General features: G+C 52.5%; 29 protein-coding genes. 11 read left to right on the top strand and 18 right to left on the bottom strand.

What is annotated here, in order from left to right; all coding sequences use genetic code 11:
• Window positions 1-175: 175 nt before the first annotated feature.
• The 3 genes from KNP83_RS05725 to KNP83_RS05715 all read left to right on the top strand — a co-directional run bounded on the left by KNP83_RS05725 (window position 176) and on the right by KNP83_RS05715 (window position 2,812).
• A complete protein-coding gene (locus KNP83_RS05725) occupies window positions 176-607 on the top strand; it encodes a DUF2621 domain-containing protein (RefSeq protein ID WP_021067576.1) in 432 nt (143 codons plus the stop codon).
• 313 nt (window positions 608-920) lie between these two features.
• Window positions 921-1,253 (top strand): DUF485 domain-containing protein, encoded by a 333-nt coding sequence (locus KNP83_RS05720; protein WP_214761310.1) that lies wholly within the window; start codon window positions 921-923, stop codon window positions 1,251-1,253.
• The gene (locus tag KNP83_RS05715) at window positions 1,250-2,812 is read left to right on the top strand and encodes a solute symporter family protein (protein WP_021067578.1); all 1,563 of its coding nucleotides are present in this window, start codon (window positions 1,250-1,252) and stop codon (window positions 2,810-2,812) included. The genes KNP83_RS05720 and KNP83_RS05715 overlap by 4 nt, the downstream gene beginning before the upstream one ends.
• 34 nt (window positions 2,813-2,846) lie before the next feature.
• Here KNP83_RS05715 and KNP83_RS05710 read toward each other — a convergent pair whose 3' ends face one another.
• The gene (locus KNP83_RS05710; protein WP_214761683.1) at window positions 2,847-3,299 is read right to left on the bottom strand and encodes a CcdC family protein; all 453 of its coding nucleotides are present in this window, start codon (window positions 3,297-3,299) and stop codon (window positions 2,847-2,849) included.
• A 19-nt stretch (window positions 3,300-3,318) separates the two neighbouring features.
• Complete coding sequence (locus KNP83_RS05705; protein ID WP_021067580.1) at window positions 3,319-4,017, bottom strand: cytochrome c biogenesis CcdA family protein; 699 nt, start codon at window positions 4,015-4,017, stop codon at window positions 3,319-3,321.
• A gap of 192 nt (window positions 4,018-4,209) precedes the next feature.
• Here KNP83_RS05705 and KNP83_RS05700 point away from each other — a divergent pair, with 192 nt between their 5' ends.
• On the top strand, window positions 4,210-4,392 hold the full coding sequence (locus KNP83_RS05700; protein ID WP_214761308.1) for an aspartyl-phosphate phosphatase Spo0E family protein: 183 nt from the start codon (window positions 4,210-4,212) through the stop codon (window positions 4,390-4,392).
• 80 nt (window positions 4,393-4,472) lie between these two features.
• On the opposite strand, the gene KNP83_RS05695 is transcribed toward KNP83_RS05700, so the two are convergent.
• The 7 genes from KNP83_RS05695 to KNP83_RS05665 form a co-directional block, all read right to left on the bottom strand.
• Window positions 4,473-6,236, bottom strand: a complete 1,764-nt coding sequence (locus tag KNP83_RS05695; protein ID WP_214761305.1) for an ABC transporter ATP-binding protein — start codon at window positions 6,234-6,236, stop codon at window positions 4,473-4,475.
• Complete coding sequence (locus KNP83_RS05690) at window positions 6,226-7,980, bottom strand: ABC transporter transmembrane domain-containing protein (protein ID WP_214761681.1); 1,755 nt, start codon at window positions 7,978-7,980, stop codon at window positions 6,226-6,228. Before KNP83_RS05690 ends, KNP83_RS05695 begins: the two co-directional genes overlap by 11 nt.
• A gap of 129 nt (window positions 7,981-8,109) precedes the next feature.
• Window positions 8,110-8,340 (bottom strand): YneF family protein, encoded by a 231-nt coding sequence (locus KNP83_RS05685; protein ID WP_021067584.1) that lies wholly within the window; start codon window positions 8,338-8,340, stop codon window positions 8,110-8,112.
• A 123-nt stretch (window positions 8,341-8,463) separates the two neighbouring features.
• Entirely contained in the window at window positions 8,464-10,455 is a 1,992-nt protein-coding gene (gene tkt, locus KNP83_RS05680; protein WP_214761302.1) for a transketolase, read from the bottom strand.
• 198 nt (window positions 10,456-10,653) lie between these two features.
• Window positions 10,654-10,887 (bottom strand): DUF896 domain-containing protein, encoded by a 234-nt coding sequence (locus KNP83_RS05675; protein WP_214761299.1) that lies wholly within the window; start codon window positions 10,885-10,887, stop codon window positions 10,654-10,656.
• Window positions 10,888-10,947: 60 nt separating this feature from the next.
• Window positions 10,948-11,592, bottom strand: a complete 645-nt coding sequence (locus tag KNP83_RS05670; RefSeq protein ID WP_214761297.1) for a YneB family resolvase-like protein — start codon at window positions 11,590-11,592, stop codon at window positions 10,948-10,950.
• Window positions 11,593-11,664: 72 nt separating this feature from the next.
• Window positions 11,665-11,901, bottom strand: coding sequence for a hypothetical protein (locus KNP83_RS05665; RefSeq protein WP_214761295.1), 237 nt, complete (start codon window positions 11,899-11,901; stop codon window positions 11,665-11,667).
• Window positions 11,902-12,106: 205 nt separating this feature from the next.
• On the opposite strand from KNP83_RS05665, the gene lexA reads away from it, so the two are divergent.
• Entirely contained in the window at window positions 12,107-12,727 is a 621-nt protein-coding gene (lexA, locus tag KNP83_RS05660; protein ID WP_214761293.1) for a transcriptional repressor LexA, read from the top strand.
• Window positions 12,727-13,167, top strand: a complete 441-nt coding sequence (locus tag KNP83_RS05655; RefSeq protein WP_214761291.1) for a metal-binding protein — start codon at window positions 12,727-12,729, stop codon at window positions 13,165-13,167. The genes lexA and KNP83_RS05655 overlap by 1 nt, the downstream gene beginning before the upstream one ends.
• A 90-nt stretch (window positions 13,168-13,257) precedes the next feature.
• Here KNP83_RS05655 and KNP83_RS05650 read toward each other — a convergent pair whose 3' ends face one another.
• The 5 genes from KNP83_RS05650 to hflX all read right to left on the bottom strand — a co-directional run bounded on the left by KNP83_RS05650 (window position 13,258) and on the right by hflX (window position 18,944).
• The gene (locus KNP83_RS05650; RefSeq protein WP_214761289.1) at window positions 13,258-14,361 is read right to left on the bottom strand and encodes a DNA alkylation repair protein; all 1,104 of its coding nucleotides are present in this window, start codon (window positions 14,359-14,361) and stop codon (window positions 13,258-13,260) included.
• 156 nt (window positions 14,362-14,517) lie between these two features.
• Complete coding sequence (gene glnA / locus KNP83_RS05645) at window positions 14,518-15,858, bottom strand: type I glutamate--ammonia ligase (RefSeq protein WP_214761287.1); 1,341 nt, start codon at window positions 15,856-15,858, stop codon at window positions 14,518-14,520.
• Window positions 15,859-15,904: 46 nt separating this feature from the next.
• Entirely contained in the window at window positions 15,905-16,303 is a 399-nt protein-coding gene (locus KNP83_RS05640) for a MerR family transcriptional regulator (protein WP_214761285.1), read from the bottom strand.
• A gap of 93 nt (window positions 16,304-16,396) precedes the next feature.
• Window positions 16,397-17,692 (bottom strand): methionine gamma-lyase family protein, encoded by a 1,296-nt coding sequence (locus KNP83_RS05635; protein ID WP_214761679.1) that lies wholly within the window; start codon window positions 17,690-17,692, stop codon window positions 16,397-16,399.
• Between the two features lie 7 nt (window positions 17,693-17,699).
• Window positions 17,700-18,944, bottom strand: a complete 1,245-nt coding sequence (gene hflX, locus KNP83_RS05630; protein ID WP_214761282.1) for a GTPase HflX — start codon at window positions 18,942-18,944, stop codon at window positions 17,700-17,702.
• Between the two features lie 102 nt (window positions 18,945-19,046).
• Between hflX and KNP83_RS05625 the strand changes: the two genes are divergently transcribed.
• Together KNP83_RS05625 and KNP83_RS05620 are read left to right on the top strand one after the other, a co-directional pair.
• Window positions 19,047-20,045 (top strand): tyrosine-type recombinase/integrase, encoded by a 999-nt coding sequence (locus tag KNP83_RS05625; RefSeq protein ID WP_214761279.1) that lies wholly within the window; start codon window positions 19,047-19,049, stop codon window positions 20,043-20,045.
• A 62-nt stretch (window positions 20,046-20,107) separates the two neighbouring features.
• Window positions 20,108-20,503: a hypothetical protein gene (locus KNP83_RS05620; protein WP_214761276.1), complete on the top strand. Its 396-nt coding sequence runs from the start codon at window positions 20,108-20,110 to the stop codon at window positions 20,501-20,503.
• Here the strand turns inward: KNP83_RS05620 and KNP83_RS05615 are convergent, their stop codons facing one another.
• Window positions 20,504-21,052, bottom strand: a complete 549-nt coding sequence (locus KNP83_RS05615) for a GNAT family N-acetyltransferase (RefSeq protein ID WP_214761274.1) — start codon at window positions 21,050-21,052, stop codon at window positions 20,504-20,506.
• Window positions 21,053-21,196: 144 nt separating this feature from the next.
• Here KNP83_RS05615 and KNP83_RS05610 point away from each other — a divergent pair, with 144 nt between their 5' ends.
• Window positions 21,197-22,357, top strand: coding sequence for an MFS transporter (locus KNP83_RS05610; protein ID WP_214761272.1), 1,161 nt, complete (start codon window positions 21,197-21,199; stop codon window positions 22,355-22,357).
• A gap of 52 nt (window positions 22,358-22,409) precedes the next feature.
• On the opposite strand, the gene KNP83_RS05605 is transcribed toward KNP83_RS05610, so the two are convergent.
• Genes KNP83_RS05605 through KNP83_RS05600 form a run of 3 tightly spaced genes read right to left on the bottom strand, consistent with a single transcriptional unit; the run spans window position 22,410 to window position 23,754 of the window.
• Complete coding sequence (locus KNP83_RS05605; RefSeq protein WP_251139192.1) at window positions 22,410-22,754, bottom strand: hypothetical protein; 345 nt, start codon at window positions 22,752-22,754, stop codon at window positions 22,410-22,412.
• 36 nt (window positions 22,755-22,790) lie between these two features.
• Complete coding sequence (locus KNP83_RS15045) at window positions 22,791-22,937, bottom strand: hypothetical protein (protein ID WP_251139191.1); 147 nt, start codon at window positions 22,935-22,937, stop codon at window positions 22,791-22,793.
• Window positions 22,927-23,754 carry a hypothetical protein gene (locus KNP83_RS05600; protein ID WP_214761271.1) on the bottom strand — a complete coding sequence of 276 codons (828 nt, stop codon included), beginning with the start codon at window positions 23,752-23,754 and terminating at the stop codon, window positions 22,927-22,929. The genes KNP83_RS15045 and KNP83_RS05600 overlap by 11 nt, the downstream gene beginning before the upstream one ends.
• Before the next feature lie 89 nt (window positions 23,755-23,843).
• Between KNP83_RS05600 and KNP83_RS05595 the strand changes: the two genes are divergently transcribed.
• Together KNP83_RS05595 and KNP83_RS05590 are read left to right on the top strand one after the other, a co-directional pair.
• Window positions 23,844-24,392, top strand: coding sequence for a DUF4256 domain-containing protein (locus tag KNP83_RS05595; RefSeq protein WP_214761269.1), 549 nt, complete (start codon window positions 23,844-23,846; stop codon window positions 24,390-24,392).
• A 60-nt stretch (window positions 24,393-24,452) separates the two neighbouring features.
• On the top strand, window positions 24,453-24,926 hold the full coding sequence (locus tag KNP83_RS05590) for a hypothetical protein (protein WP_214761267.1): 474 nt from the start codon (window positions 24,453-24,455) through the stop codon (window positions 24,924-24,926).
• The last annotated feature ends 8 nt before the right edge of the window (window positions 24,927-24,934 follow it).

Genomic DNA, 24,934 nt, shown 5'->3' with positions numbered 1-24,934 from the left:
TGGACAATACGATTTATACGATGTCTTGCTCATTGCAACGCTATCTATTCTAACGAAACCGGCCCGTTTCGTCCATCTTTATAGTAGGGAACGGATAGCTGTAGCTTTTGTATCGCGCCCCTTTTTTGTATACTTAGCATGAATGAACGTGAAATGACAGAACGGGGGAAAGACGATGCCAGAAAACTTGATGATGTATTTCATTGTCTTCTGGGGATTCGTGATGATCGGGTTAATGTCGATCGGCGGTTACTTTATGTTCCGTAAATTTTTGAAACGAATGCCAAAAGAAGATGGGCGCTCACTCCTCGACATCGAGGATGACTACATCGACAAGACTCGCCACTTATGGACGCCGGAGACGCGCACGTTGCTCGACCGCCTCGTCACACCGGTACCGGAGCTGTTCCGGGACGTCGCCATCCGCAAGATCGCCGGTAAGATCGGACAGTTCGCCCTCGAGACCCGGGCCCGTGAAATGACGACCGAGCTCGTCGTCAAAGGCTATATCGCTGCGACACCGAAGCGGGATCATAAGTTTTTAAAGAAGGCGCTTGAAGAAGAACAAATCGATTGGAAAGTGTACCAACATTACTTCCAGCAATGAGACGAGATGTCAGGCCATGGGCCTGGCGTCTTTTTTTGTCCAACTCTTCATGACGACTCGATGCAACCGACTGGTTATGTCTCCCGCTTCTCAAATTGTGCCATACGACTAGTAGGTCAAAAGTACCTTTTTCAAGAGAATTAACTATCCAAAGATAACGTTCATAATATAGACAATATTGAAAACGCTTACATAAAAGTGGTATGACCAATATCAGTATAACAATTTCATTTTGGACAATAAAAAATGGATAGCTTTTCCTTTATTTACATTTCTATAATGTACGTATCTTGATACCGAAGGAGGTCCTTACATGCATGATGTCACGCACGTCACGCAAACCGACAGTACCCGCTCGGCCGAAGCGATTGTCGAGAGCCAAACGTTCCACAAATTGATGCGAGAAAAGAATCGGTTCATTGTTCCATCCATCATCTTCTCCCTCATCTTTTATTTCACGTTACCGATTTCGACTAGTTACTTCAGCTTTTTGAACATCCCCGTCGCCGGGGACATCACGTGGGCTTGGGTGCTCGCCTTCGCCCAATTCTTCATGACCTGGACGTTCTGTGTGATGTACAGCCGCCGGGCCCGTCGGTTTGACGAACTCGTCACCGCCCTCAAACAAGAGGAGGACGACCGATGAACTGGACCGCCATTCTCTTATTCCTTGCGATTGTCGGGCTCACGCTCGTCATCACGTTCTTCGCCGCCCGGAAGACGAAGACCGCAAGTGACTTTTATACGGCCGATGGGGGGCTGACCGGTTTCCAAAACGGGCTCGCCATCGCCGGCGACTACATGTCGGCCGCTTCTTTCCTCGGAATCGCCGGGATGATCGCCCTCGCCGGGTTTGACGGGTTCTTCTACTCAATCGGTTTCTTAGTGGCTTATCTCGTCGTGCTCTATCTCGTCGCCGAGCCGCTTCGTAACCTCGGGAAGTACACGATGGCCGATATGATTGCGGCTCGTTTCAACAAACCGCGCGTCCGCGGTGTCGCCGCCATGAACGCCATCGTCATCTCGATTTTCTATATGATCGCGCAGCTCGTCGGGGCCGGTGCGCTCATCGAGCTATTGCTCGGTATCCCGTATACGACGAGTGTCGTCGTCGTCGGCATCTTGATGACGGTGTACGTCGTTTTCGGGGGGATGACCGCGACGTCATGGGTCCAAATCACGAAAGCTGTCCTATTGATGATCGGGACCGCCATCATCTCGTTCCTCGTGTTCGCCCGCTTTGACTTCTCGGTGTTCACGATGTTCTCCGAGGTCAGCAAGGCGACACCGCTGGGAGACAGCTTCTTGGACCCGGGCAACAAGTTCAAACTTCCGCTCGACACCATCTCACTCAACTTGGCGCTCGTCCTCGGGACGGCCGGTCTGCCCCACATCCTCATCCGTTTCTTCACGGTCAAGGATGCGCCGACGGCACGCCAATCTGTCGTCTATGCGACATGGGTCATCGGTGCGTTCTACATATTGACGATTTTCCTCGGATTCGGGGCGGCCGCGTTCGTCGGCTCGGATGCCATCATCGCGGCCAACCCTGCCGGAAATATGGCCGCACCGCTGCTAGCCCAAGTGCTCGGTGGTGACTTGTTGTTCGCCTTTGTGGCGGCAATCGCCTTCGCCACGATCCTTGCCGTCGTCGCCGGCCTCGTCTTGTCGGCCGCTTCGGCGTTCGCCCACGACTTCTACGGACATATCGTTCGGAAAGGGGAAGCGACCGAGAAAGAACAAGTCACAGCGGCCCGGATCGCTTCAATCGCGGTCGCCCTCGTCTCAATGGGACTCGCGTTCTTCGCCCAGTCGATGAACGTCGCATTCCTCGTCTCGCTCGCGTTCGCCGTGGCCGCCAGTGCGAACTTGCCGGTCATCTTGTTCACGATTTATTGGAGACGGTTCAACACCGGAGGCGCCGTGTTCGGTATGATCGTCGGCTTGTTCTCGTCGCTCTTCCTCGTCGCCATCAGCCCGAACGTCTGGGCGCCGGACGGTTCGGCCATCTTTATCGGCGAGGCGCTATTCCCGCTCACGAACCCGGGTATCGTTTCGATTCCGCTCGGTTTCCTCGCCGCCATCGTCGGCACGTACGTGACGAAGTCGGATGAAGTCGCCGGAAACTTCGAACGGATCCTCGTCAAGGCGAACACCGGAATCGATGCCGAGACCGAGGCAGCCATGACCAAAAAATCTTCTTAATCGACAAAACGGCGTCCCCCACAAGGGACGCCGTTTATGATGCTACGATTTGTTTGTACTTTTGGTACATCGCGATGCGCCACGGGACGATCATGCCCCAGGCGATCAAGTAGAACAGGCCACCCGTCGCGAAAATATTGACCTCATCCCCGATGAACGCCTTCATGACCGTGCGGATGGCCAATAAGACAAACACGACGATAAAGAACGCTTTCGAACGGGACAAGTACACCTCTCCGTCACGTTTCTCGAAGTTCGACGTCTTGATGAGAAACACGCTGAAAATCAATCCGACGATCAGCGCCTCTCCGACTTCGAGCCAAGTCAATCGAAACGCCGGGACGAGAAATTGTAACATGCCCGTCGACATCGCGAGCGGTGGAATCAAAATCTTTTTCGCATTCGTCGGACGTGCTGACGCTTTGACGCGAACGAAGCTCGCAATCAAACCCATCATCAGTGCGACGAGGGTCGATCCCCAAAATATCGACATTCGGTCAACCCCTTTAAAATCCGGTGAATCCTACTAATTCGCTCATCCATGCAGCGAAGCGGTTCATGCCATCAAAATATAATACGACGCCGAAAGCCATCATCAAATAGCCTCCGAATCTTGCTACCTTGGCACTGTTGCGTGCCAAATACTTGATTTTGCCGACAAAACCGGCCATGACGAGGAACGGGATGGCAAAGCCGATGACGTAGGCCAACATATAGCCCATTCCCTGACTCGGGTTCGAAGCCGCGAGGGCGATGACGCCAGCAAGGATTGGTCCGGTACAAGGTGTCCACCCTGCCGCGAACCCGATTCCGATGAGTGCCGTCCCAAAATAGCCGCTCTTGCGCTCTCCCAATGCGAGCTTTTTCTCGCGCATCATAAAGCGTGGTTGCCATAGACCTGCCAAGAAGACACCAAATACGAAGATGAGGATGGCACCGAACATGCGCAAACTGTCTTTGTATTGAATGAACACGTCGGCAATCAGCGAGGTCGACAAACCGAGCACGAGAAAGACGATGGAGAAACCGAAGAGGAATGAGAACGTATGAAACCATGCCGTGCGCTGCCGCAGTCCCTCGCTCTTCAAGTCAGAGACAGAGACCCCAGTGATATATGATAAAAAGACTGGATACAACGGTAGCGTGCACGGAGACAAAAATGACAAGACGCCCGCCCCAAATGCGAGCCAAAGGGTAACTTCCATGCGATCTTCCACCTTTCAGCCCCATTATAGCGAAAACCTTTTCAAAATGCTCGCATCTTTTTCTATGGCGATTGTTTGATTGAAATTGTAATCTTTGAAATGGAAATGAAACTTGTAAACAGTAGTGTCAGATGCTAAGATTTGGATATTCCTAAGAAACAGTTTTGACTTTATAATGATGGGGGAAATACCGTGGCGGTCATCACAGCTGAAAACTTACATTATGCCATTGAACAGAAACGCGATGAACTGTACGAAATCGCTTCACAGCACAGTTGGACGTCTCCTGAAGTGATTCACGTCAGCCAAGAGTTAGACAAGCTGATTACACGTCACGTGCTGGCTATACATGCTTCAGAACCCTTAATCTTTTAAATGAACGGCTCTCCACCTATCAATTGTGGAGAGCGTTTCCATGGAAAAAAGACGCCGATTCCGGCGTCTTTTTTTGTAATTTATGACATCAGACGTTGGCCTGATTGAAGTTCATACATCTTTTTATAAAGCCCATCTTGTTTTAACAACGATTGATGATTGCCTCGTTCGACGATTTCGCCGCGGTGAAGGACGAGAATCAAATCGGCATCTTGAATCGTCGAGAGCCGGTGGGCAATGGCAATCGTCGTTCGACCACGCCGCATCCGGTCGAGGGCGAGCTGGACACGCTCCTCGGTCTCGGTGTCAATCGAACTCGTCGCCTCATCCAGAATCAAGATTTTTGGATCTCGGGCGACCGTCCGGGCGAAGGCGAGCAACTGTCGTTCCCCGCTTGAGAATGTCGCCCCCCGTTCCCCGACCATATGCCCGTAACCAGCCTCGAGTTTCTCGACGAACGTATGGGCTTGGACGAACTCGGCCGCTTCCCGGACTTTGTCCGAGTCGATTGTCGGGTTGAACAGTTTCAAGTTGTCCTCAATCGTCCCAGTGAACAAGAACGGGTCTTGGAGCACGAGCCCGACTTTGGCCCGGAGCTCGGCTTCCTCGAACTGCTCAATCGGATGGCCGTCAATCGTGATTTGTCCTGATTGGTACGGATAGAACCGGGTCAACAAGTTGATGATTGAACTCTTCCCGCTCCCGGTATGTCCGACGAGGGCGACCGTCTCACCAGGCTTGGCGACGAACGAGATTTGTTTCAACACATCGACTTCCCCGTCATAGCTGAACGTGACGTTCTCAAACCGGACTTCCCCGGAGCCGATTTCAGCCGCTCCCTCCAGGCTTTTCCCTGGTGCCGGCTCATCCGTGTCCAGGATTTTAAAGACACGGTCCGCCGAGACGACCGCCTGTTGAAACTCGCTTAAACGCTGCATGATATCGAGCACGGGACGGAAGATGCGCTCGATGTAGCTGATGAAGGCGTAGACGACTCCGACTTGCACTTGCTCGGTCGTCGACAAGACGCCGTAATAACCGAGCAGCCCGATGATGGAGAAGGCGAGCAACAATTCGATGATCGGCCGCAGCAACATGCTGTCGAGCTTCAAGTTCCGATAACGCGCCTCTTGATGGGCCTCGTTCGTCTCTTCGAATTGGCGGACGAGCCGCTCTTCTTGACGGAACTGTTGTACGATTCCCATCCCATTGATCGACTCATTCAGTTGTCCGTTCAATTGCGACAATAGGTCACGGACTTGGGCGAAGTACTTCGTCGAGTAGCGACGATACACCCAGATGATGAGCCAGAACAACGGCACGAGGACGAGTCCCATCGTTGCGAGCGTCGGTTCGAGGATGTAGAGGAATATATACGTCCCGAGCAGCTGAACGGCCGACTGGACGAACGTACTCATCACCCCGACGTACAATTCTTTCACCGCCTCGGTGTCGTTCGTGATGCGCGAGACGAGCACGCCCGCCGGCGTCCGGTCGAAATAGGCGAGCCGCATGCCCATGACATGACGGAAAATATCCATCCGGATGTTTTGCACGATTTTCAAGGCGATTTTTTGAAACGAGATGGACTGCAAATAGTCGAAGATGATTGCCGACACATGCAGCACCAAATAGACGACGAGCAACGTGACGACCCAGTTCGTCGGATAGACGCCTGGCGTCACGAACTCATCGATAAAGACTTTAATCAAAAACGGTCCGGCAAGTTTTGCCCCGGTGGCGAGCAACAAGAATACGAACGCGAGACCGAGTTGACGCGCGTAACGATTCGTGTACGCCAAGAGACGTTTGATGACCGCCCATTCCTGAACGTCATGCTTCATGGTGGCCACCCCCTTCTACGATTGCTTCGAGCTGTTGACGATCATACGTGTCTTTGTACCATCCCGGTTCGCGAATCAAGTCCTGATGCCGGCCCCGTTGAATGATGCGACCGTCTTCGAGGACGAGAATCTCATCGGCGTGCTCGACGGCGGACAATCGGTGCGCCACGATCAAGCGGGACTGATCGGGATTCCCGGCTCGGAAATGATCGATGATCGCTTCTTCCGTCTTCGCATCGACGGCAGAGAGGGCGTCGTCAAGAATCAATACGTCCGCCTCAATCATAAGGGCACGCGCGATTGAAATCCGTTGTTTCTGGCCGCCCGATAGTGTCACGCCCCGTTCGCCGACGAGTGTGGCGTATCCTTCCGGTAACCGCATGATGTCATCATGCACTTCGGCGATTTTGGCCGCCTCCATAACCTCGTCGAGTTTCGCTTCCGGTTTGCCGAACGCGATATTGTTCGCGATCGAGTCGCTGAACAAGAAATGGTCCTGCGGCACGACGGCGACCTTGTCGAGCAGAAGTGACTTTTTCACTTGTCGAATGTTGATGCCCCCGATTTTGATGGTGCCGTCATGGACATCATACTCCCGCGTCAACAATCGAACGAGCGTCGTTTTACCGGAACCGGTCCGCCCGACGATGCCGAGCGTGCGACCGCGTTCAATCCGGAACGACACGTCCTGCAAGACTGGCGTCTCATCATAGCGAAAGACATGAATGTCCGCCTCGATTTCCGAATGCGCGAGTTTCGTCGCCGCCAACGGGTCATCTTGAATCTCTGGTTTGACGGCGAGCATCCGCTCAATCCGATCGTACGATGCACGACCGCGTTCGACGATATTGAACAGCCAGCCGAACGCGAGCATCGGCCAAGTGAGCAAGCCGAGATACGCCGTGAAGCTGACGATTTGACCGATCGTCAGCTCGCCTTGTTCAATCAAATAGGCGCCATAACCAATCGACAGGATATACGAGAGGCCGACGATTCCGAAGATGGTCGGATCGTACAAGGCATCGATTTTGGCGACGCGAACGTTCTTCGCCATGACCTCGTCCGATAACTTCTCGAACGAGTCGACGTCGCGGCCGACTTCCCCAGTCGATTTCAAGACCCGGACGCCACTGACGCTCTCTTGGACTTTGTCATTCAGTTCGGAGAACGCCGCCTGGGCGACCCCGAACCGGTTATGTAATAGTTTGCCGTATCGTGTCGTCAACGCGACCATGACCGGTAGCGGCAACAGCGCCACGACCGTCAACTTCCAACTGATCGTCGTCACCATCGTGATGATGACGAACGTCCCCATCGTAATACTGTCGACGAGTGTCAAAATCCCCGCACCCGCCGTCGTCGAGACGGCTTGCACATCGTTCGTCGCATGGGCCATCAAATCTCCGACCCGCGACTTCTTATAAAAGCGTTGATCTAAATCGGTGAAGTGGCGATAGAGCTGACTCCGTAACATCCGGCCGAGCCGAATCGAGGCGCCGAAGATAAAGTATCGCCAGAAGAAACGGGCCACGTAGTTCCCGATTCCGACGGCCGCGAGTCCGCCGAGCAAGAGCCACAATAAATCCGTTTCGAGCGATTCTCGGTTGATTTCATCGACGATTCGGCCGATGATGCGTGGCGGCACGAGCTCGAGCGCCGCGACGAACATGAGTAGGACGATGCCGAGCGCATACGTCCGCCATTCGAGCTTGAAGAACCAAGCCAGTTGTTTGAACACACGAATTGGAAACACCCCCTATGTCGTCTTGAATTCAGACTATTCTATTAGATTAGCGAAAGTTTGTTCGATTGTCTAACAAAAACTGGATGAAAAAAGCACTTTGCGGGCGCAAAGTGCTTCGGTCAATCCGTTTTATTTCTTTTCGTTCTTCATTTGAACGTTCATGGCACGCATCACTTGGTTAACTTTCTTCTGTGACGGCTTTTGACCCATTTGCATCATCAATGTACGAATCATATCTTCGTTGATCGGCGGGTTCTGTTCGAGGTAGTTCATCATGTATTTACGAGCGATAAAGAAACCGATCGCAATACCCCCGATTAGTGCTGCCACGATCAGAAGAATCCAGAATAATGTACTCAAGGCTTAACCTCCTCTACCATATGAAACATCGTTTTTTACTATACACTATATTACGCTAATTCGCTAGTCGTCTGTAAAAAAAGTGGTGACCCAAAACGATGGGCCACCACTGCTCGCAAGCGATTAAAGTGATTTGACGGCAGCGACGACGTTGTCGACCGACATGCCATATTCTTTCATGAGGAGATCCCCAGGGGCAGAGGCGCCGAACTTGTCGATGCCGAGTACTTTACCGCCGAATCCGACGTATTTGTACCAGCCGAGTGTCGCGCCCGCTTCAAGCGAGACGCGCTTCGTGATGGACGATGGAAGCACCGACTCTTTGTATTCTGCCGATTGCGCTTCGAACAATTCCCACGAAGGCATCGAGACGACAGCCGCGTTCACACCGTCAGCCGCGAGTGCTTCGCGCGCTTCAACGAGGACGTGGACTTCAGAGCCTGTACCGAGAAGAAGGACGTCCGCCTCGCTCGAGTTACCGGCGACGACGTAACCACCTTTGGCCGCGTCTTCAATCGACGTGCCTTCGAGTTCTGGTATCGCTTGACGCGTCAAGACGAGAAGCGATGGTGTCGTCTTCGTTGTGACTGCTTGTTTCCAAGCCGCAATCGTCTCTTTCCCGTCAGCAGGACGGAGGACAGACAAGTTTGGCATCGCACGGAAGCTCATCAAGTGCTCGACCGGCTCGTGCGTCGGGCCATCTTCGCCGACCGCGATCGAATCGTGCGTCAAGACGAACGTCGATGGGATTCCCATGAGGGCCGCGAGTCGAACCGCTGGACGCAAGTAGTCTGAGAAGACGAAGAATGTCGCACCGTACGGAAGGACTCCACCGTGGAGTGCCATACCGTTGACGGCAGCAGCCATCGCGAATTCACGGACACCGAACCAGATGTTACGCCCTGCTGGATCTTCATCGAAGTCCGCAGCACCTTTAATCATCGTGTTGTTCGAACCCGCGAGGTCAGCCGAGCCACCAAAGAGTGTCGGGACTGCCTTGGCGATCGCATTCAACACTTCACCGCTCGTTTGGCGTGTCGCTTTCTTCGAACCGACTTCGAACGTCGGCAATTCGCTGTCCCAGCCTTCTGGAAGCTCGTTGTTCATTGCACGCTCGAATTGGGCACCGAGTTCAGGGTGTGTCGATTTGTAAGCCGCGACGAGTTCGTTCCAGTCCGCTTCCGCTTTGGCGCCTGGCTCAACGACTTTCTCGTTGAACAAGTCGTACACTTCGGTCGGTACGTAGAAGTTCTCGCCTTCCCACTTATAGAACTGTTTCGTGAGTTCGATCTCAGCTTCGCCGAGCGGCGCGCCGTGTGAGGCTGATTTCCCTGACTTGTTCGGTGAACCGAAACCGATGACCGTCTTCACTTCGATGAGGGTCGGTTTCGACGTTTCCGCTTTCGCTTCATCGATTGCTTTCGCGATCGTATCGATATCCGTGCCGTCTTCGACGCGAATCACTTGCCAGCCGTAAGCGTTGAAACGATCTTCGACGCTCTCTGAGAACGACTTGTGAAGGTCGCCATCGAGTGAGATGTCGTTTGAATCGTAAAGGACGACGAGCTTGCCGAGTTTCAAGTGACCAGCGAGTGAGGCAGCTTCTGCCGACACGCCTTCCATCAAGTCACCGTCTCCGCAAATCCCATACGTGAAGTGGTCAACCACTTTGAACTCATCACGGTTGTATGTTGCTTCCAAATGCTTCTCAGCCATCGCCATACCGACTGCCATGGCGATCCCTTGGCCGAGCGGTCCAGTCGTCGCGTCGACACCGGCCGTGTGACGGTACTCTGGGTGTCCAGGCGTCTTCGAATCCATTTGACGGAACGATTTGAGATCGTCGAGTGAAAGGTCGTAACCAGATAAGTGAAGAAGCGAGTACAAGAGCATCGAACCGTGTCCCGCTGAAAGAACGAACCGATCGCGGTTGAACCAGTTCGGGTTTTTCGGGTTGTGACGCATTTTATCCGTCCAAAGTGTGAACGCCATCGGAGCCGCACCCATCGGCATCCCCGGGTGACCAGAGTTCGCTTTTTGGACCGCATCAATCGAGAGCGTCCGAATCGAGTTAATCGCTAATAATTCTTTAGTAGTTGTTTCCACTAATTTCATCCTCTCTGTTGTTACAAAGTTTCTACCCGTCATATTTTAGCACACTCATTCGTGTGTCACAACTAATTAATTAGTATAACACATTGATTGGAATCGTTTACTTTCTTTCGCTTGAAAACGGTCCAATAGGCCCCCCTGATCGCCGTTCGCGTATAACAAACATGCACACCCTATATGAAATAGGATGTGCATTCGTGGTCACTCTGAGCGATGTCGTTTCTGCTCGTCTTTCAATTTTTCAGGCGTCACGTCGTTTCCGTCTGGATCGACGACCTTCATCCCCATCATCTGTGATTTGAATGATTGGCGGAACGCTTTCAAATATTGTTGGCGCAGCGCTTGCTGCTCGTCCATCTCTTGTGATGACAGTCCATCGGTCTTCGCTTTGTTGGCGAGAAAATTGATTCGCTCCAACTGTTCAGGTGCTAGCATCAGGCTCGCCCCCTCTCTACTGAATTTGTTCTTCTACTGTACAAAATCAGCGAGCAGGAATCAAGTTTCTGGCACTGATACGTGCTCCAAATAGCGGCGGTTCACGGTCGCTTTCGACACCTCGTAGCCAAAACCACGGAGCGTGGCGGCAATTTCAGCGAACGTCAGCCCGCGTTCGCGCAGTTGAACGATCTCCTCGATCGGTACTTCGATACGGCTCCGGCCGCCTTGGTCGTGGTGCTGGATATTGCGGTGCGGGTTGAACCCGTTCGCGACCGCCCGACGCATGCCGCGTGAGATTTTTGCGTTATGGATTTTACGCTGGTACTCCTCGACGACGCTGACGATTTCGAGCACCATCTTCTCGGCATCCGAGACGACGTATTCATCGGACGATTGCATCGTCAACAAGCGGACGTTATGTTTCATGAGCGTATGCAAGATGGCGATTTTCGCGTTCCCTCGTCCGAGGCGGCTGTCATCGCTGACGAGCACGGCATCGAGATCGGACGTCGAGACGTGCTCCAACAGATCGAGCAACCCCGTCCGGTTCACTTCATACCCGCTCTCCTGCTCACTGATCACATCGACGATTTCGGCATCAAGACGTTTCGCCATCCGCGTCAGTTCGTCCGCTTGGCGATCGAGTGACGTCTCTTGCGTGGACTTGTTCGTCGACACGCGACAATAAATGACGACTCGCATCCCGTCACTTCCTTTCTTTCCATTCGCCCTCTACGATACACAGGTTCGGGGACTATTCGCAATCAGAAAAGATTATTCGGCGGCGAACCACGTCGTCTTGTCGTCTTCTTCCTCAGCCCGTTCGGCGAGAAGCTGTGCTTCGAGTGACTCAGCCTCCGTCAAAGCGACTTCTTCTTCGACGCTATGTTCAATCACCGGTTCGGTCGCGACGACGTCGACGTCGTGGCGCATCTCCCCGACCATATAAAACGCGAACATTCCAAGTGCCAACATGCCGACTAAAATGATTCCATTGATTGTGTCTCTCATAACGATTACCTCCTGGGAATAAGAATACACGTTCTCGAGAACGTCTGTTCGTTTATCTGTTCTCATCATAAAACAAGAACTTCTGTTCGGTCAAGCAGAAAAAAACGAACGAATGTTTGTGCGCTCATGTGTTCTTGTGTTAAACTAAACCCATAAAGAATAGGATGCGTTCGCAGGTTATTCGACATAATCGAGGTGAAATCCATTGAAAAAAATGTCAGCAAGACAACAACAGATTCTTGATTTTATAAAAACCGAAGTTCGGGCGAAAGGGTATCCCCCTTCTGTTCGTGAAATCGGTGAGGCAGTCGGACTCGCTTCGAGCTCGACCGTTCACGGCCACTTGGACCGTCTGGAGAAGCGTGGATTGATTCGACGTGACAAGACGAAGCCCCGTGCCATCGAGATTTTAGATGAAGAGATGTCAGTCGTCGAAGACCATGATGCCGTCATGTACGTGCCTGTCATCGGGAAAGTCACGGCCGGTACGCCGATCACGGCAATCGAGAACGTGGAAGAACATTTCCCGCTCCCGGCCCACGTCGTCGGTTCCGACAACGTCTATATGCTCTCGGTTTCGGGAGACTCGATGATTAACGCCGGCATCTTGGATGGGGATCGTGTCCTCGTCCGCCAACAGAACACGGCCGACAATGGAGAGATTGTCGTCGCCATGACAGATGAAGGCGAAGCGACCGTGAAGCGAATTTATAAAGAAGCTTCGAAAGTGCGCCTCCAACCGGAGAACGATGAACTTGAAGCGATGTATTTCGATAACGTGTCGATTTTAGGGAAGGTGATCGGTGTATACCGGACGATTCACTAATGGCGAGTGGCAAGACACATACCCGTACGAATCTCGTGGCAATCGGTGCTCTTGCGATTGCCACGCCTTTTATTGACATCGATGTCCCGACCGTATTCCTACTCGGCGCTTTGATTGGGACGTTCTGGCTCTCCCCGGACCTTGATTTGAAGTCGGACGCCTATTATCGCTGGGGACCGCTCCGGGGCTTTTGGCTCCCTTACGTGAAGATCATGCCCCATCGGTCGTTATTCTCACACCTGCCGCTCTTGAGCGATCTCATTCGGGTCATCTATCTCGGTTTCCCGCTCACGCTCGTGCTTACGTTCACGCCGTATGAAGAAGCTGCCAAATCGTGGCTCGACCTGAACGGGGCGGCCTGTTTCTTCGGGCTCGTCTTCGCGACGACGCTACATACGACGCTCGACTATGCGTCCACGTTCTTCAAACGTGCCTTTTAATCATTTATGCGATACGTCCAAAAGGGCAACCCCGTCGACTAGACAGGGTTGCCCTTTTTTCGGACCGCTTATTGAATCCGAGAGTATAAATCAATCGTCACGTTGATGCAACACGATGCGACTCTCAGCGACTTTTCGTCCATTTACCAACAAAACGATTCGATGCGCACCTGGATAATGGCGACGCGTCGTCAAATCTGACCAATTGTGCACTCTGCTCGCTGAAAGTCGTGCACCCCCAGCGACAATCCGATTTGCTAACAGGAATGATTTACGATTCGCTTTCCCGTTGGCCTTTATGAAGTCAATCGCATATTCGACTCGAATATACGCCTCATCAACTGGACGAATCGACAACTCGTATTGAATCTCGCACGCCTCCCCGATGCTGAGCACGTTCGGATGTATCGTAAGCGATGCGTGGACGGTTAATGCCGCATCTTGGGCATATCCGAACAAGGTTAAGGCGTCGGGATGTGCGGATTTGATCAATGTTCGACACCCATGTCTGATAATCCAATCGGTATGAGGATGTTCGCCCTGCCAACGTTTCGAGACCGCGAGCACGACTTCCGGGTGATCTTTCGAGATATCGTTGAGGTTGTTGGCGACACTCTTCCTCACATATACTGATGGGTCTTGTTTTAATAACTCTAAAATCGCCAACACTGGAGCCGGGTCTTCTTTAAACATCGGTAACGATTCCGCCCAAGGAAGACGAGGACGGCAGCCTTCACTTGCCAATCTTCGTACATGCTCATTCGGATGCTCGGCCCATGCCATCATGCGATTCAACACTCGTTTCGAATCACGAAGCAGAAACGGTCGGATCGCGAATTCAGAAGACGATTTCTGCGTGAAGAGTTCGAGCGCAGACATCGAACGTTCCCAATGTTCTTCCGCCTGTCCATGGACTGCTACGAAGTCCGGAAAGAATAAATATGGAAAGCCGATACAATCGTCAGCAATTTCAATCAGTACGTCCAAAGCCGATTCGTAATGTGGAGGTAAGTACTGCCCGAGTCTTGTCGAGATTCGGCGAGTACGTCCTTTCAATGCTAACGCTTCCCATGATTCATCTACAATCGATGCGACAAACGCCTGTACGTCAAACGATGGGTAAACGGATTGAACACGTTGTCCAAACGCGAACAAAAAGTCTTCATGATATACCTCTTTTAATGCCAGTGCCACTTGCTGCACCTCCTTCCGCTTCTTCTATTGCGCTCATCTAGCCATCCATGCTCCCTCATTATATAGAATGACAGAAAAAGAGTCCTGAATAAGTTCTCCTTGCGAAGACTCGTTCAGGACTCTGATTGGTAGGGTTAACGTCCCCAGTTCATCGACTTAGTAGAGCGTCATGTACTGATCGCGTTCCCACTCTGTCACTTGTGTGCGGAACATATCCCACTCGATTTCTTTTAACTCGAGGAAGTGTTCACCGATGTGGTCACCGAGAGCATCCATCACGACTTTGTCGGCACGAAGGACTTCGAGTGCGTCGAAGAGTGTAGCCGGAAGGTCGTCGATGCCGTTCGCAACACGCTCTGGCTTGTCCATCACGTAGATGTTGCTGTCGATTGGCTTCGGAGCCGCCATGTCCTTCTCGATTCCGTCAAGGCCAGAAGCCAAGAGAGTCGACAAGGCGAGGTATGGGTTCGCCGCTGGGTCAACCGAACGTACTTCGATACGCGTCGAGAGGCCACGGGCCGCAGGTACACGAACGAGTGGTGAACGGTTGCGCGCGCTCCATGCTACATAGCAAGGTGCTTCGTAACCAGGTACGAGGCGCTTGTACGAGTTGACAGTCGGGTTACAGACGGCCGTGAACGCACGAGCATGCTCGAGAATCCCTGCCGTGAAGGCACGGGCTGTATCTGACAATTCCATTTCGCCGTTCGGGTCGTAGAAGACGTTCGTGTCGCCTTTGAAGAGCGACATGTTGGCGTGCATCCCAGAACCATTGACACCGAAGAGTGGCTTCGGCATGAACGTCGCGTGGAGGCCGTATTTCGCTGCGATCGTCTTGACGACGAGTTTGAACGTTTGGATGTTGTCAGCCGTAGTGACTGCATCCGCGTATTTGAAGTCGATTTCGTGTTGTCCAGGAGCGACTTCGTGGTGTGACGCTTCGATTTCGAAGCCCATGTTTTCGAGTTCGATGACGATCTCTTTACGGCAGTTCTCACCGAGGTCGACCGGTGCCAAGTCGAAGTAACCGCCTTGGTCGTTGAGTTCGAGTGTCGGTTTGCCGTTCAAGTCTTTCTTGAAGAGGAAGAACTCAGGCTCTGGTCCGACGTTGAACGCTGTGAAGCCGAGCTTTTGCATACGCTCGAGGTTACGCTTCAAGCTACCGCGCGGGTCACCGCTGAACGGTGTGCCGTCTGGGTTATAAATATCACAAATCAAGCGAGCGACTTTACCGCTGCCGTCCGTCCACGGGAAGACAACCCACGTGTCGAGGTCTGGATAGAGGTACATGTCTGATTCCTCGATGCGTACGAAACCTTCGATTGAAGAGCCGTCGAACATCATCTTGTTATCAAGTGCTTTGTCCAATTGGCTGATTGGCACCTCGACGTTTTTAATCGTACCGAGGATATCCGTGAATTGAAGACGAATAAAGCGTACGTCCTCTTCTTGTGCGATCCGTTTGATGTCTTCTTTCGTGAACGTTTTTCTAGCCATGGTAAAATGTCCCCTCTCACATTGTGTAATGGTTAATGTACTGGCGTCATCGATAAAAACGTGACAGCTCACCTTGAATGAGCGACGTCTTATTGAAACGGCCAGCTTCTTGAAGCTGTGTTTTCAATAGTTTGTGTAACTCTTGTTCAGAGATCTTCGGTGGTTCCTCGACCGGTGCTTTTGGTGATTCCACTTCTTTGGCGTCCGCATTGTCGAGCATATGGCGAATCGCCGCCAAGTTGAAACCTTGATCGATGAAATCCTTGATCGCGAGTAGACGTTCGACATCATTAAAGGAATAGAGCCGTCGTTTCGATTCCGTCCGACTAGGCGAAATCAGACCCTGTTCTTCATAGTACCGAATCTGCCTACCTGTCAGTTGCGTCAAATCTTGAACGATTCCAATCGGAAACAACGGGTTGGAGCGACGAAATTGATCGGCCATCTCTTACCCCTCCTTTTCTGTCTCACACTGTGAGAATAATACATGACAACTAACCTGTCAATAGATGTTAAGAAAGTTAACATGACATTTCGGTTACAACTTTTGTGAGATTTTATCACGGTCAAATGTGACGAGCTCTTTCGTCCGCAATTGGCTCAAGGCGAGCATGAGCGCGACCTTGACGTGGGCGTATGTCAAGCCGCCCTGCACGTAGGCCGTGTAAGGGGCACGGAGCGGCCCGTCGGCCGACAGTTCAATCGATGAGCCTTGAATGAACGTCCCGGCCGCCATGATGACATCATCTTCATAACCCGGCATATAGGCCGGTACCGGCAACGCGTGGGCATTGACCGGCGACGCCATCTGGATGCTCTGGCAGAAGGCGATCATCTTGTCGCGATCGCGGAACGTCACCGATTGAATCAGATCGGTCCGGGGCGTCGTATAGTGCGGGTCGGTCTCGAACCCGAGCAATCCGAGCAGGCTCGCCGTCAAGTGCGCCCCTTTCAACGCTTGGGCGACCGTGTGCGGCGCCATATAAAAGCCTTGATACATCTCTTGGAGCGAATAGAGCGACGGACCGGCCTCGCTGCCGATGCCTGGCGTCGTCATGCGGAACGAGCAACGTTCGACGAGCTCTTTCGTCCCGGCGATATAGCCACCCGTCTTCGCCAAGCCGCCGCCCGGGTTCTTGATGAGCGAGCCGGCCATGAGGTCGGCCCCGACATGGGTCGGTTCAATCGTCTCGACAAACTCACCGTAGCAGTTGTCGACGAAGACGAAGACGTGCGGATGCGCCGCTTTGATTGTCGCGATGGCCTCCCCGATCTCTTGGACCGGGATGCTGCGGCGATTGGCATATCCTTTCGAGCGTTGGATGCCGACGAGCTTCGTCTCAGGGCGAATCCGTGCGATGACGGTCTCGACGTCGATTTTGTCGTCTTTCAACTCGACCGTGTCGTAGCCGACACCGAGCTCTTTGAGCGAGCCACGGCCGTCTCCCCGAATCCCGACGATCTCTTCGAGCGTATCGTACGGCTTGCCGGTGATATAGAGCAGTTCATCCCCCGGCAACAACACACCGAACAAGGCGATCCCGATGGCGTGCGTCCCCGAAATGATTTGCGGGCGGCACAGGGCGAGATCCGCCCCGAACACGTCGGCATAAATCGATTCGAGCGTGTCGCGCCCGATATCGTCGTAGCCGTACCCGGTCGTCGGATTGAAATGGAAATCCGACACTTTATGCTTCTTGAACGACTCGAGGACGCGGTATTGGTTAAATTCTGCCGTCGCCTCAATCGTTTCAAAATATGGTTTTACCCGCGCTTCCGCCTCGGTCACGAACGGGGCCAATTCATCATAGTACGCAATCTTTTCTTGCCACATCATTGTTTCACACCTCAAATTGTTTCAGCGTCGCATAAAGACGCGTGTCTTCTCTCATATAACCGACCAGTTCGACCGAACCGTCATCGAGGAACTTCTCCTCGAGCCGATACATCGAGTCTTTGGCCGGATGGTAATGCTCGAACGAGCGGACCGGCAAGATGACGTGTACTTTCGTCAACACGTCGGCAATCTTATCTTCAATCGCGCCGATGAGCGTCTCGATATCGGCCGAGTCGAGTGCCGAGATGACGAGCGGTCCGCCGACGAAGTCTTCGGTCAACCGGTCTTTCTTATTGTATACCTCGAGCTGCGGCACCTCACTCGCGCCGAGTTCCGACAAGACCGAGTTCGTCGTGTCGATTTGGTTCATGTAGTGCGGGTTAGACGCGTCGATGACGTGCAGGACGAGATCGGCCCCGAGCACTTCCTCTAACGTCGAACGGAATGCGGCGACGAGTTTCGTCGGCAAGTCGCGAATAAATCCGACCGTATCCGTGATGAGCACTTTCCCACCGCGCGGGAGTTCAAGTTCACGCGTGAGCGGGTCGAGCGTCGCGAACAGCTCGTCCTGTTCGTACGTGTCGGCGTCCGTCAAGCGGTTGAAAATCGTCGATTTGCCGGCGTTCGTGTAGCCGACGAGCGCGATTTGGAACACACGGTTCTCTTTCCGACGTTCGCGGTAACGGTCACGGTGCGCGACGGTGCCTTCGAGTTGTTTCTTAATCTCATCGATGCGGCGTTTGATGTGTCGGCGGTCCGACTCGAGTTTCGTCTCACCCGGTCCCCGTGTCCCGATTCCGCCTCCGAGACGTGACAGCTGCGTGCCTTGTCCGATTAAACGCGGGAGCAGGTAGTTCATCTGGGCGAGCTCGACTTGGAGCTTCCCTTCTTTCGATTGGGCCCGTCCGGCAAAGATATCTAGAATCAATTGCGTCCGGTCAATCAGTTTCATCTCGTCCGGGTCGTTCAGCGAGATGCGAATGTTCTTCGATTGGGCCGGCGACAGCTCGGCGTTGAAGATGACGATGTCCGGCTCAAACTGCTCGATGAGCACCGCGAGCTCCTCGACCTTCCCTTTTCCGATGAACGTGCGGCGGTCGACTTGTTGCCGTTTCTGGTCAAGACGGGCGACGACCTCTCCTCGTGCCGTATCGACCAATTCGACGAGTTCCCCCATCGATTGTTCATATGTCCAATCGTCGACGGTCGGTAATTGACATCCGACGATAATGACTTTCTCTCGTTGCATAAAAATCCCTCATTCCTATAAGTCTCATCCTCCATCTTACCACGAAACGACGAATGGAGAACGTCCGTTTGTGGTACGATATGAGGAGAAGGAGGAACGTCCATGACGAAACGTAGAAAAGAGTATCCATTGCCTGAATATATCGAGGCGTACTTGTTCCATCTCGGGGCGAGCGGCCGTCAACCGTCGACGCTGAAACGCTATCGGTACGATTTAATCGATGTGCATAAATACTTTCATGACCATAACGTCGAGCTCGATGCCCCGGAGGCCTGGCTCGCCGTCCCGCTCGAATCGTGGAAGACGTTCGTCAACGACTTCCTCATCGAGGAGAAGCAATATCAACAGGCGACGGTCGCCCGAATCGTCACCGTCATCAATAGCCTGACCGTCTTCTTGAATCCGCTCCGGAAAAAGATGCTCGCCTACGCCCAACCGGCCCATACGCTCACGGTCGACCAGATTGCCTTGCCGGCCGAGTTCAGCAAGCTCGTTCGGACGATCCGTTCGACAAGCGGGCTGAGTGAGAACCAGCTTCAGGCGCATCCGTATCTCGTCAATCGGAACGAGCTGATCGTCACGCTGTTCTATAAATATGGACTCCGCGTCCATCATATCATCCGTCTCCGGATGAACGACCTGCATCTCGCGAGCCACGAGTTCGACGTCTATGACCGGCTCGGCAACCGGTACACGTTGAAACTCAGTCAAGAGGATCAGACACTTCTCATGAACTATTTGGCCGACATCCCGACGCCGGTCCGTCCGCGTTGGTACTCGGACGATCCCGTCTTCGTCTCGTTCGACTTCTCGCGGATGACGTTCCGCTGGGTATATGCGAAGAACCAGCCGAAACAGCTGACGATCGTCATGATCACGAAGATGATGCGCCAGTTGAATGAACGCAGCGGCCTTACCCGCTCGGTCACGCCGTCGATGCTCCGGAACGCCCACGTCTTGAAGACGTACGCGACCGACATGACATCCCTCGAACGCATGAACGTGACGTGTATGCATAAAGAGTCATCGCTCCGGCGCTATGAGCAGGCGTATGCGGAGTTCGGCGCAACGCTCTATGAATCAGGGGGCGTCACCCCGTAACCCGTCGTCATCTTTGCAGGTGACGGCTTTTTTTACTTGATGATCCGAAAGGTGGGCGTCCCGTGTTCTTTCAAAAAATCCAATCTGCTCTCATCAGTCTATTCATTATTCCTTTCGTGTTGCCGCTCTTCTTTCCCGACGCGCTCGATTTGTCATATGGACCGAGCGTGGCTGTCTATTTGCTCTATGCGATCCCCATCGTGTTCATCTACGGGACGTTCACTTCTCTACTGTCCGAGTATATAAGCCAAAAGACGCCATTCCGTTCGAAACGGATGACGTCTTTCGTGTTCCATCTGATTGCTGGCTGGTTGTTCGTGGTCCCATATGGACTGTTATTCGATCCATCCATCTTCGAGACAGGTATATTCAACCTCGCATCGTTACTTGGCGTGTCGAGCGCCTTCATTTTCTATGCGGTCGACCAACTGCTTGGCCATCATTTCAAAACGCTGTAGTCAGTGGGCCCACTCATTTCGCAACAAGCCGTATACGACGTGGTCGACGTAGCGGTCATATAGCCACTCCGCGTTGCGAAGCACCCCTTCTTCGAGGAAACCGAACCGTTCCGGCAAGGCCCGGCTCTTCACATTCCCGGTTGCGACCCGAATCTCGATTTTATCGAGTTTCAAGTCACGGAATCCATAATCGATGACCGTCTCGAGCGCTTGACTCATGATGCCCTTGCCTTGAAACTCTTGGCCGAGCCAATAGCCGACCGTCCCGCACTTGATACCCCGGTCGATGTCATTGAAGCCGATCGTCCCGGCGAGCTCGCCCTGATACATAATCGCGAACGACTTCGGATACCCACCCGTCTCTATCAACCCTTTGATCCGTCCTTCGATATTTTGTCGCGAATCGTCGACCGTCTCGGTGTAATCGAGCCAGCCGAGCCACTCGCGAAGGTATGGCTTCGATGCCATCGTCAATTGGAACAACGCCTCCGCGTCATCGATGGTGAACATTCGTAATTGAAGCTGGTCGTTGATGTCAAAGCGTAACATGTCGTTTCCCCGTTTACTTTCCAATTATTGTACTCTTGATGATTTTATCGTAAACTATTTGTAAATAATTTGAAAGCGGTGAAAGTATGTAATTCGCCATCATGTCATCCACCCAAAATTGAATAGTTCTGGAGGAGAGTCATGATGAAGTCGTTTTACCTGCTACTGGTCAGTCAATGGCTGGCCAATATCGGTGACGTGCTCTATATCGTCGCCTTGATCGCGTTATTGTATCAACAGACCGGTTCCGCCCTAGCCGCCGCCGGTTTCCCAATTGCCGTCACGATCGGCATGACCGGGAGCGGTCTGTTCTTTGCCCGTGTCTTGTCCCGATTCACCCTCGGTCAGACGTTGCTCGTCACGCAACTATTGAAGACGGTCTTGCTCGGGGTCGTCATTTGGTCGGAGTCGATGCTCGTCCTCGGACTCGTCGTGCTCATCGCCTTCTTGGACGGGTTCGCCCGACCGGTCCAGGCGTCGTTCATCCCACGGTTGACGACGAATCGCCAACAAGCGAACAGTCTCGTCCAAGGGTCGAACCAGTTCATCCAGCTGGCGATGTGGCCGCTCGGCACGATGGTCGTCGCTTCTTTCTCGAGCGCACTCGCTCTGACGATTGCGTTGATGTTGTTCATACTTTCGACGCTCGTCACGTTTCATTTCGTTCGTTCGCTCGACCGCGACGTGACAGTAGAGGATGGCGAATCAGACATATCACTTAAAGACAGCCTCGCCTTCGTGCGCACGGCTCCTTTCGCCAGATTGATCACGGTGTTCGTCACGTTCGAGTCGTTCGTCAGCACGCTCTGGATTTCGGCGCTCTTGCTCGTCTATCTGGAACGCCACCTCCACATCGATACCGGCTGGTGGGGCACGATGAACGCGAGCTTCTTGGTCAGCATGATTCTGGCCAGCGCGTATCTGTACCGCGCAAAGCGCAACAGCTCACTTGCCGTCAGCTCCATCTTGTCTGTCGGGGCGGCCTTGTTATTCGGGGTGACATCTCACATCGCGTTCGCGCTCATCGCGCTCGCGGTTCAAGGCTACGCCACCCAGCTCCGCATCATCCAGACGAACACGGTGCTCCAAGAAACGACACCGGCCTCGCAACTTCCGTACGTGTATAGCGTTCAACAGACGGCCTATACCCTCGCCTTCAGCATCGGCAGCCTGACGTTCGGCTTGCTTGCGGACGGATTGCCGATTGCGATCGTCTATCTGATCGGCGCAGGTTTGACCGTTCCGCTCGTCTGGCTCGGTCGACACATCGATTTGACGGACGATGTGGTACAATCTGCACAATAAGAAGGCGCCTTCTCGGTCAGAGAGGGCGCCTGTTTGCTGTTGTACGTACTTCTTACGATTGCTCGTAGAAATACTTGCCTCCAAAATAGTAACTCGGGCTCCCGCGACGAATGCATTTTAACCCGATCGCCGCCTCGACCGTCGGATCCGACATTGTGATGATCTCGAGGACCGTATCCAAACCGTAAATCCGATAGTGGCAAAATGTAACAACGTCCGGTTTGATGTCTTCCCACAATCGAAAACGTGTTTCTTGGAGCTGCTCGAGATAGCCGGATCTCGTGTAACGAACGATTTGATTTCCTTCAGATTGGTCGTGGGGCGTAATCACCACCCCATCGGCATACGATTCATCGATGACTTCCATGTAAATGATGTCTTCAAAGCAGAGCTTCACGTTCACCACCTCGCTTTGCGAATGAATCCCATTCACCTAGAGCCGCTCACGGAAGGCGGCATTTCGCTTCCTTGGATGGTCGGAGAGCTGTAAATTGAATGTCAGGTGTTTCGAACCGATGTCATAATGAAAACCAAACTCGTGCATCATCCCGTCATACAGGAACAAATCTTCAAATCTCATTGGAAACCAACTCTCCCGAATGTTTATACTGAAACACACCGTACCCATCCCCTTGCGTCAAATCGTCTCCGATGAACAATGAGACGGTTTCTGTCTCGGTCGGGATGAGGAATCGAATGCCTTCCCACTCTTCAGATTGGTTTATTATTGACACAAGCTCATACAAGGCGTGTTCTGAAAGTTGTGAGACATCACAGCTCACCTTATTCGTCTTCGACCACCTCCATTTCCCGATGCGTTCCATCGAATGATCGCATCCCGTCCGTTTCGCCCACGACTCAAAATCCGATAAAAATTCATTCTTTGATGAAACGATGTGAAATGATTGGACTCCAAGCGTAACCAATAAATAAGTCATGAATGAGGTAGGTTCTTTCAACTTCGGTAAATAAAACTCTCTCCATTGGCTATCCCGCAAATTGTCCCACGAAAAATCATAAAGTGATCCCATTTTTGCACAGAACGAATCCGGATAATGAAATGTCTGACTATGTGCTAATAAATAATCGAGAAAGGAAACATCGTGTTTAGATAGCTCGATGGACACAACTTTTTCTGTATATAATTTACGGTGATACGGGTCATACAAAAAGACTAGCTTTTCATCCGAATAGATGCCAATCGGTAACGTCAAATCGATCCATCGAATCTGAAGTAATTCCGGCTTCATCACATGGAAGTGCAGCTCTGAAAAGTCTGTCACGCGGTAAGAACCATGCGGCAGACAATCAGACCAAACCGTTTTGAGTTGAAACAAATCAATCGTTTGGAACGTCTGCGCGTGTAGCTGCTGAACATTCACCTCATCAAAGTTCATCGTACATTCCCCTTTCGCTCAATGAATTATGAATGGATGACAAAAAATATCTTATACTGATAAAAACTGCTGAAACGGAGTGAAGAGACATGATTGAGCTCTCAAGCGAAGACAAAAACAAGTTATTAGCCATCGTTGAATCACGCTTTCACACCCACATGGAGCGACATCCCGATGTCGTCTGGTCAGACGTGTTGACGAGGCTTGAGACGGATTCGAACAAGCTCATCACACTCTCTGACATGGAACGGACCGGCGGCGAACCGGACGTCATTCGACTCCCGAACGGTGACCTCACTTTTTGCGACTGCTCATCGGAAGCCCCGAGCGGACGACGCAGCCTTTGTTACGACGAGCAGGCGCTCGCGGCGCGGAAGAAGAATAAGCCGGACGGGAGCGCCGTCGCGTTGGCTGAAGAGATAGGCATTGAGCTACTCGATGAAGCAACGTATCGTCATCTGCAGACGCTCGGCACGTTCGACTTGAAGACGTCGAGTTGGATTTTAACCCCGGAAGCAATCCGCCAAAAAGGCGGCGCCTTGTTCTGCGACCGCCGCTATGACCATATCTTCGTCTATCATAACGGAGCCGACTCCTATTATGCGGCCCGTGGATTCCGCGGCATGTTCGTCCTCTAAGCAAGGCTACGTGCCTTGCTTTTTTATGTAACAAGCCAGTTGAAGACAATGAGGATATATTTGACGAAGAAGAGGCTTACAAAGAAAATAAAGACGACTTTTACCGGCCAGATGTACCAGTCATTATATTTTCGCGTCAGAAACAGCAGAGCAGCATATGTAATCGCATTCCCAGTGACATCTGGCTCCTCCATACTCTGTGACAGCAATTCTTTCCATCCTGGAAATGGACCGGGCGCAAACGAGGCCGCAAAGTCCGGCGTGATATTGTATTTTATTCGCACATACCAGGCAAACACGTACATCGAAATGAAGAACAGCGACCATATTGTTATAACAGCATTGAACAATCGACCTTTCCAGCTCTTGCTTCGGGAATATATCACGACAACCAAAGCTACAGCACTGAAGATGACGTTTATGATGAACGGCGGTGAAATCGTCAGGATGGAGAATGTTTCTGCGGACAGGGTCACGCCCATCACTAAAAGTGAGGCTTACATCCTCATCGCGCCGCCCTTTCTTTTTATATAATAAATTCG

Origin of the sequence: Exiguobacterium sp. s146 (genome assembly GCF_018618415.1) — a bacterium.
Classification (GTDB): domain Bacteria; phylum Bacillota; class Bacilli; order Exiguobacteriales; family Exiguobacteriaceae; genus Exiguobacterium.
Note: the sequence above shows the minus strand (reverse complement) of the source record. Positions and strands in the feature narration are given on the sequence as shown.

Coding starts and splice junctions, on each gene's coding strand:
- KNP83_RS05695 (WP_214761305.1), bottom strand. CDS start 6,236: ATGAAGCATGACGTTCAGGAATGGGCGGTCATCAAACGTCTCTTGGCG.
- tkt (WP_214761302.1), bottom strand. CDS start 10,455: ATGAAATTAGTGGAAACAACTACTAAAGAATTATTAGCGATTAACTCG.
- KNP83_RS05635 (WP_214761679.1), bottom strand. CDS start 17,692: ATGTGGCAAGAAAAGATTGCGTACTATGATGAATTGGCCCCGTTCGTG.
- KNP83_RS05640 (WP_214761285.1), bottom strand. CDS start 16,303: ATGGCCGATCAATTTCGTCGCTCCAACCCGTTGTTTCCGATTGGAATC.
- KNP83_RS05670 (WP_214761297.1), bottom strand. CDS start 11,592: ATGCGAGTCGTCATTTATTGTCGCGTGTCGACGAACAAGTCCACGCAA.
- KNP83_RS05610 (WP_214761272.1), top strand. CDS start 21,197: ATGAAGTCGTTTTACCTGCTACTGGTCAGTCAATGGCTGGCCAATATC.
- KNP83_RS05675 (WP_214761299.1), bottom strand. CDS start 10,887: ATGCTAGCACCTGAACAGTTGGAGCGAATCAATTTTCTCGCCAACAAA.
- KNP83_RS05725 (WP_021067576.1), top strand. CDS start 176: ATGCCAGAAAACTTGATGATGTATTTCATTGTCTTCTGGGGATTCGTG.
- glnA (WP_214761287.1), bottom strand. CDS start 15,858: ATGGCTAGAAAAACGTTCACGAAAGAAGACATCAAACGGATCGCACAA.
- KNP83_RS05595 (WP_214761269.1), top strand. CDS start 23,844: ATGATTGAGCTCTCAAGCGAAGACAAAAACAAGTTATTAGCCATCGTT.
- KNP83_RS05615 (WP_214761274.1), bottom strand. CDS start 21,052: ATGTTACGCTTTGACATCAACGACCAGCTTCAATTACGAATGTTCACC.
- KNP83_RS15045 (WP_251139191.1), bottom strand. CDS start 22,937: ATGAGATTTGAAGATTTGTTCCTGTATGACGGGATGATGCACGAGTTT.
- KNP83_RS05600 (WP_214761271.1), bottom strand. CDS start 23,754: ATGAACTTTGATGAGGTGAATGTTCAGCAGCTACACGCGCAGACGTTC.
- KNP83_RS05720 (WP_214761310.1), top strand. CDS start 921: ATGCATGATGTCACGCACGTCACGCAAACCGACAGTACCCGCTCGGCC.
- hflX (WP_214761282.1), bottom strand. CDS start 18,944: ATGCAACGAGAGAAAGTCATTATCGTCGGATGTCAATTACCGACCGTC.
- KNP83_RS05655 (WP_214761291.1), top strand. CDS start 12,727: ATGGCGAGTGGCAAGACACATACCCGTACGAATCTCGTGGCAATCGGT.
- KNP83_RS05715 (WP_021067578.1), top strand. CDS start 1,250: ATGAACTGGACCGCCATTCTCTTATTCCTTGCGATTGTCGGGCTCACG.
- KNP83_RS05625 (WP_214761279.1), top strand. CDS start 19,047: ATGACGAAACGTAGAAAAGAGTATCCATTGCCTGAATATATCGAGGCG.
- KNP83_RS05665 (WP_214761295.1), bottom strand. CDS start 11,901: ATGAGAGACACAATCAATGGAATCATTTTAGTCGGCATGTTGGCACTT.
- KNP83_RS05705 (WP_021067580.1), bottom strand. CDS start 4,017: ATGGAAGTTACCCTTTGGCTCGCATTTGGGGCGGGCGTCTTGTCATTT.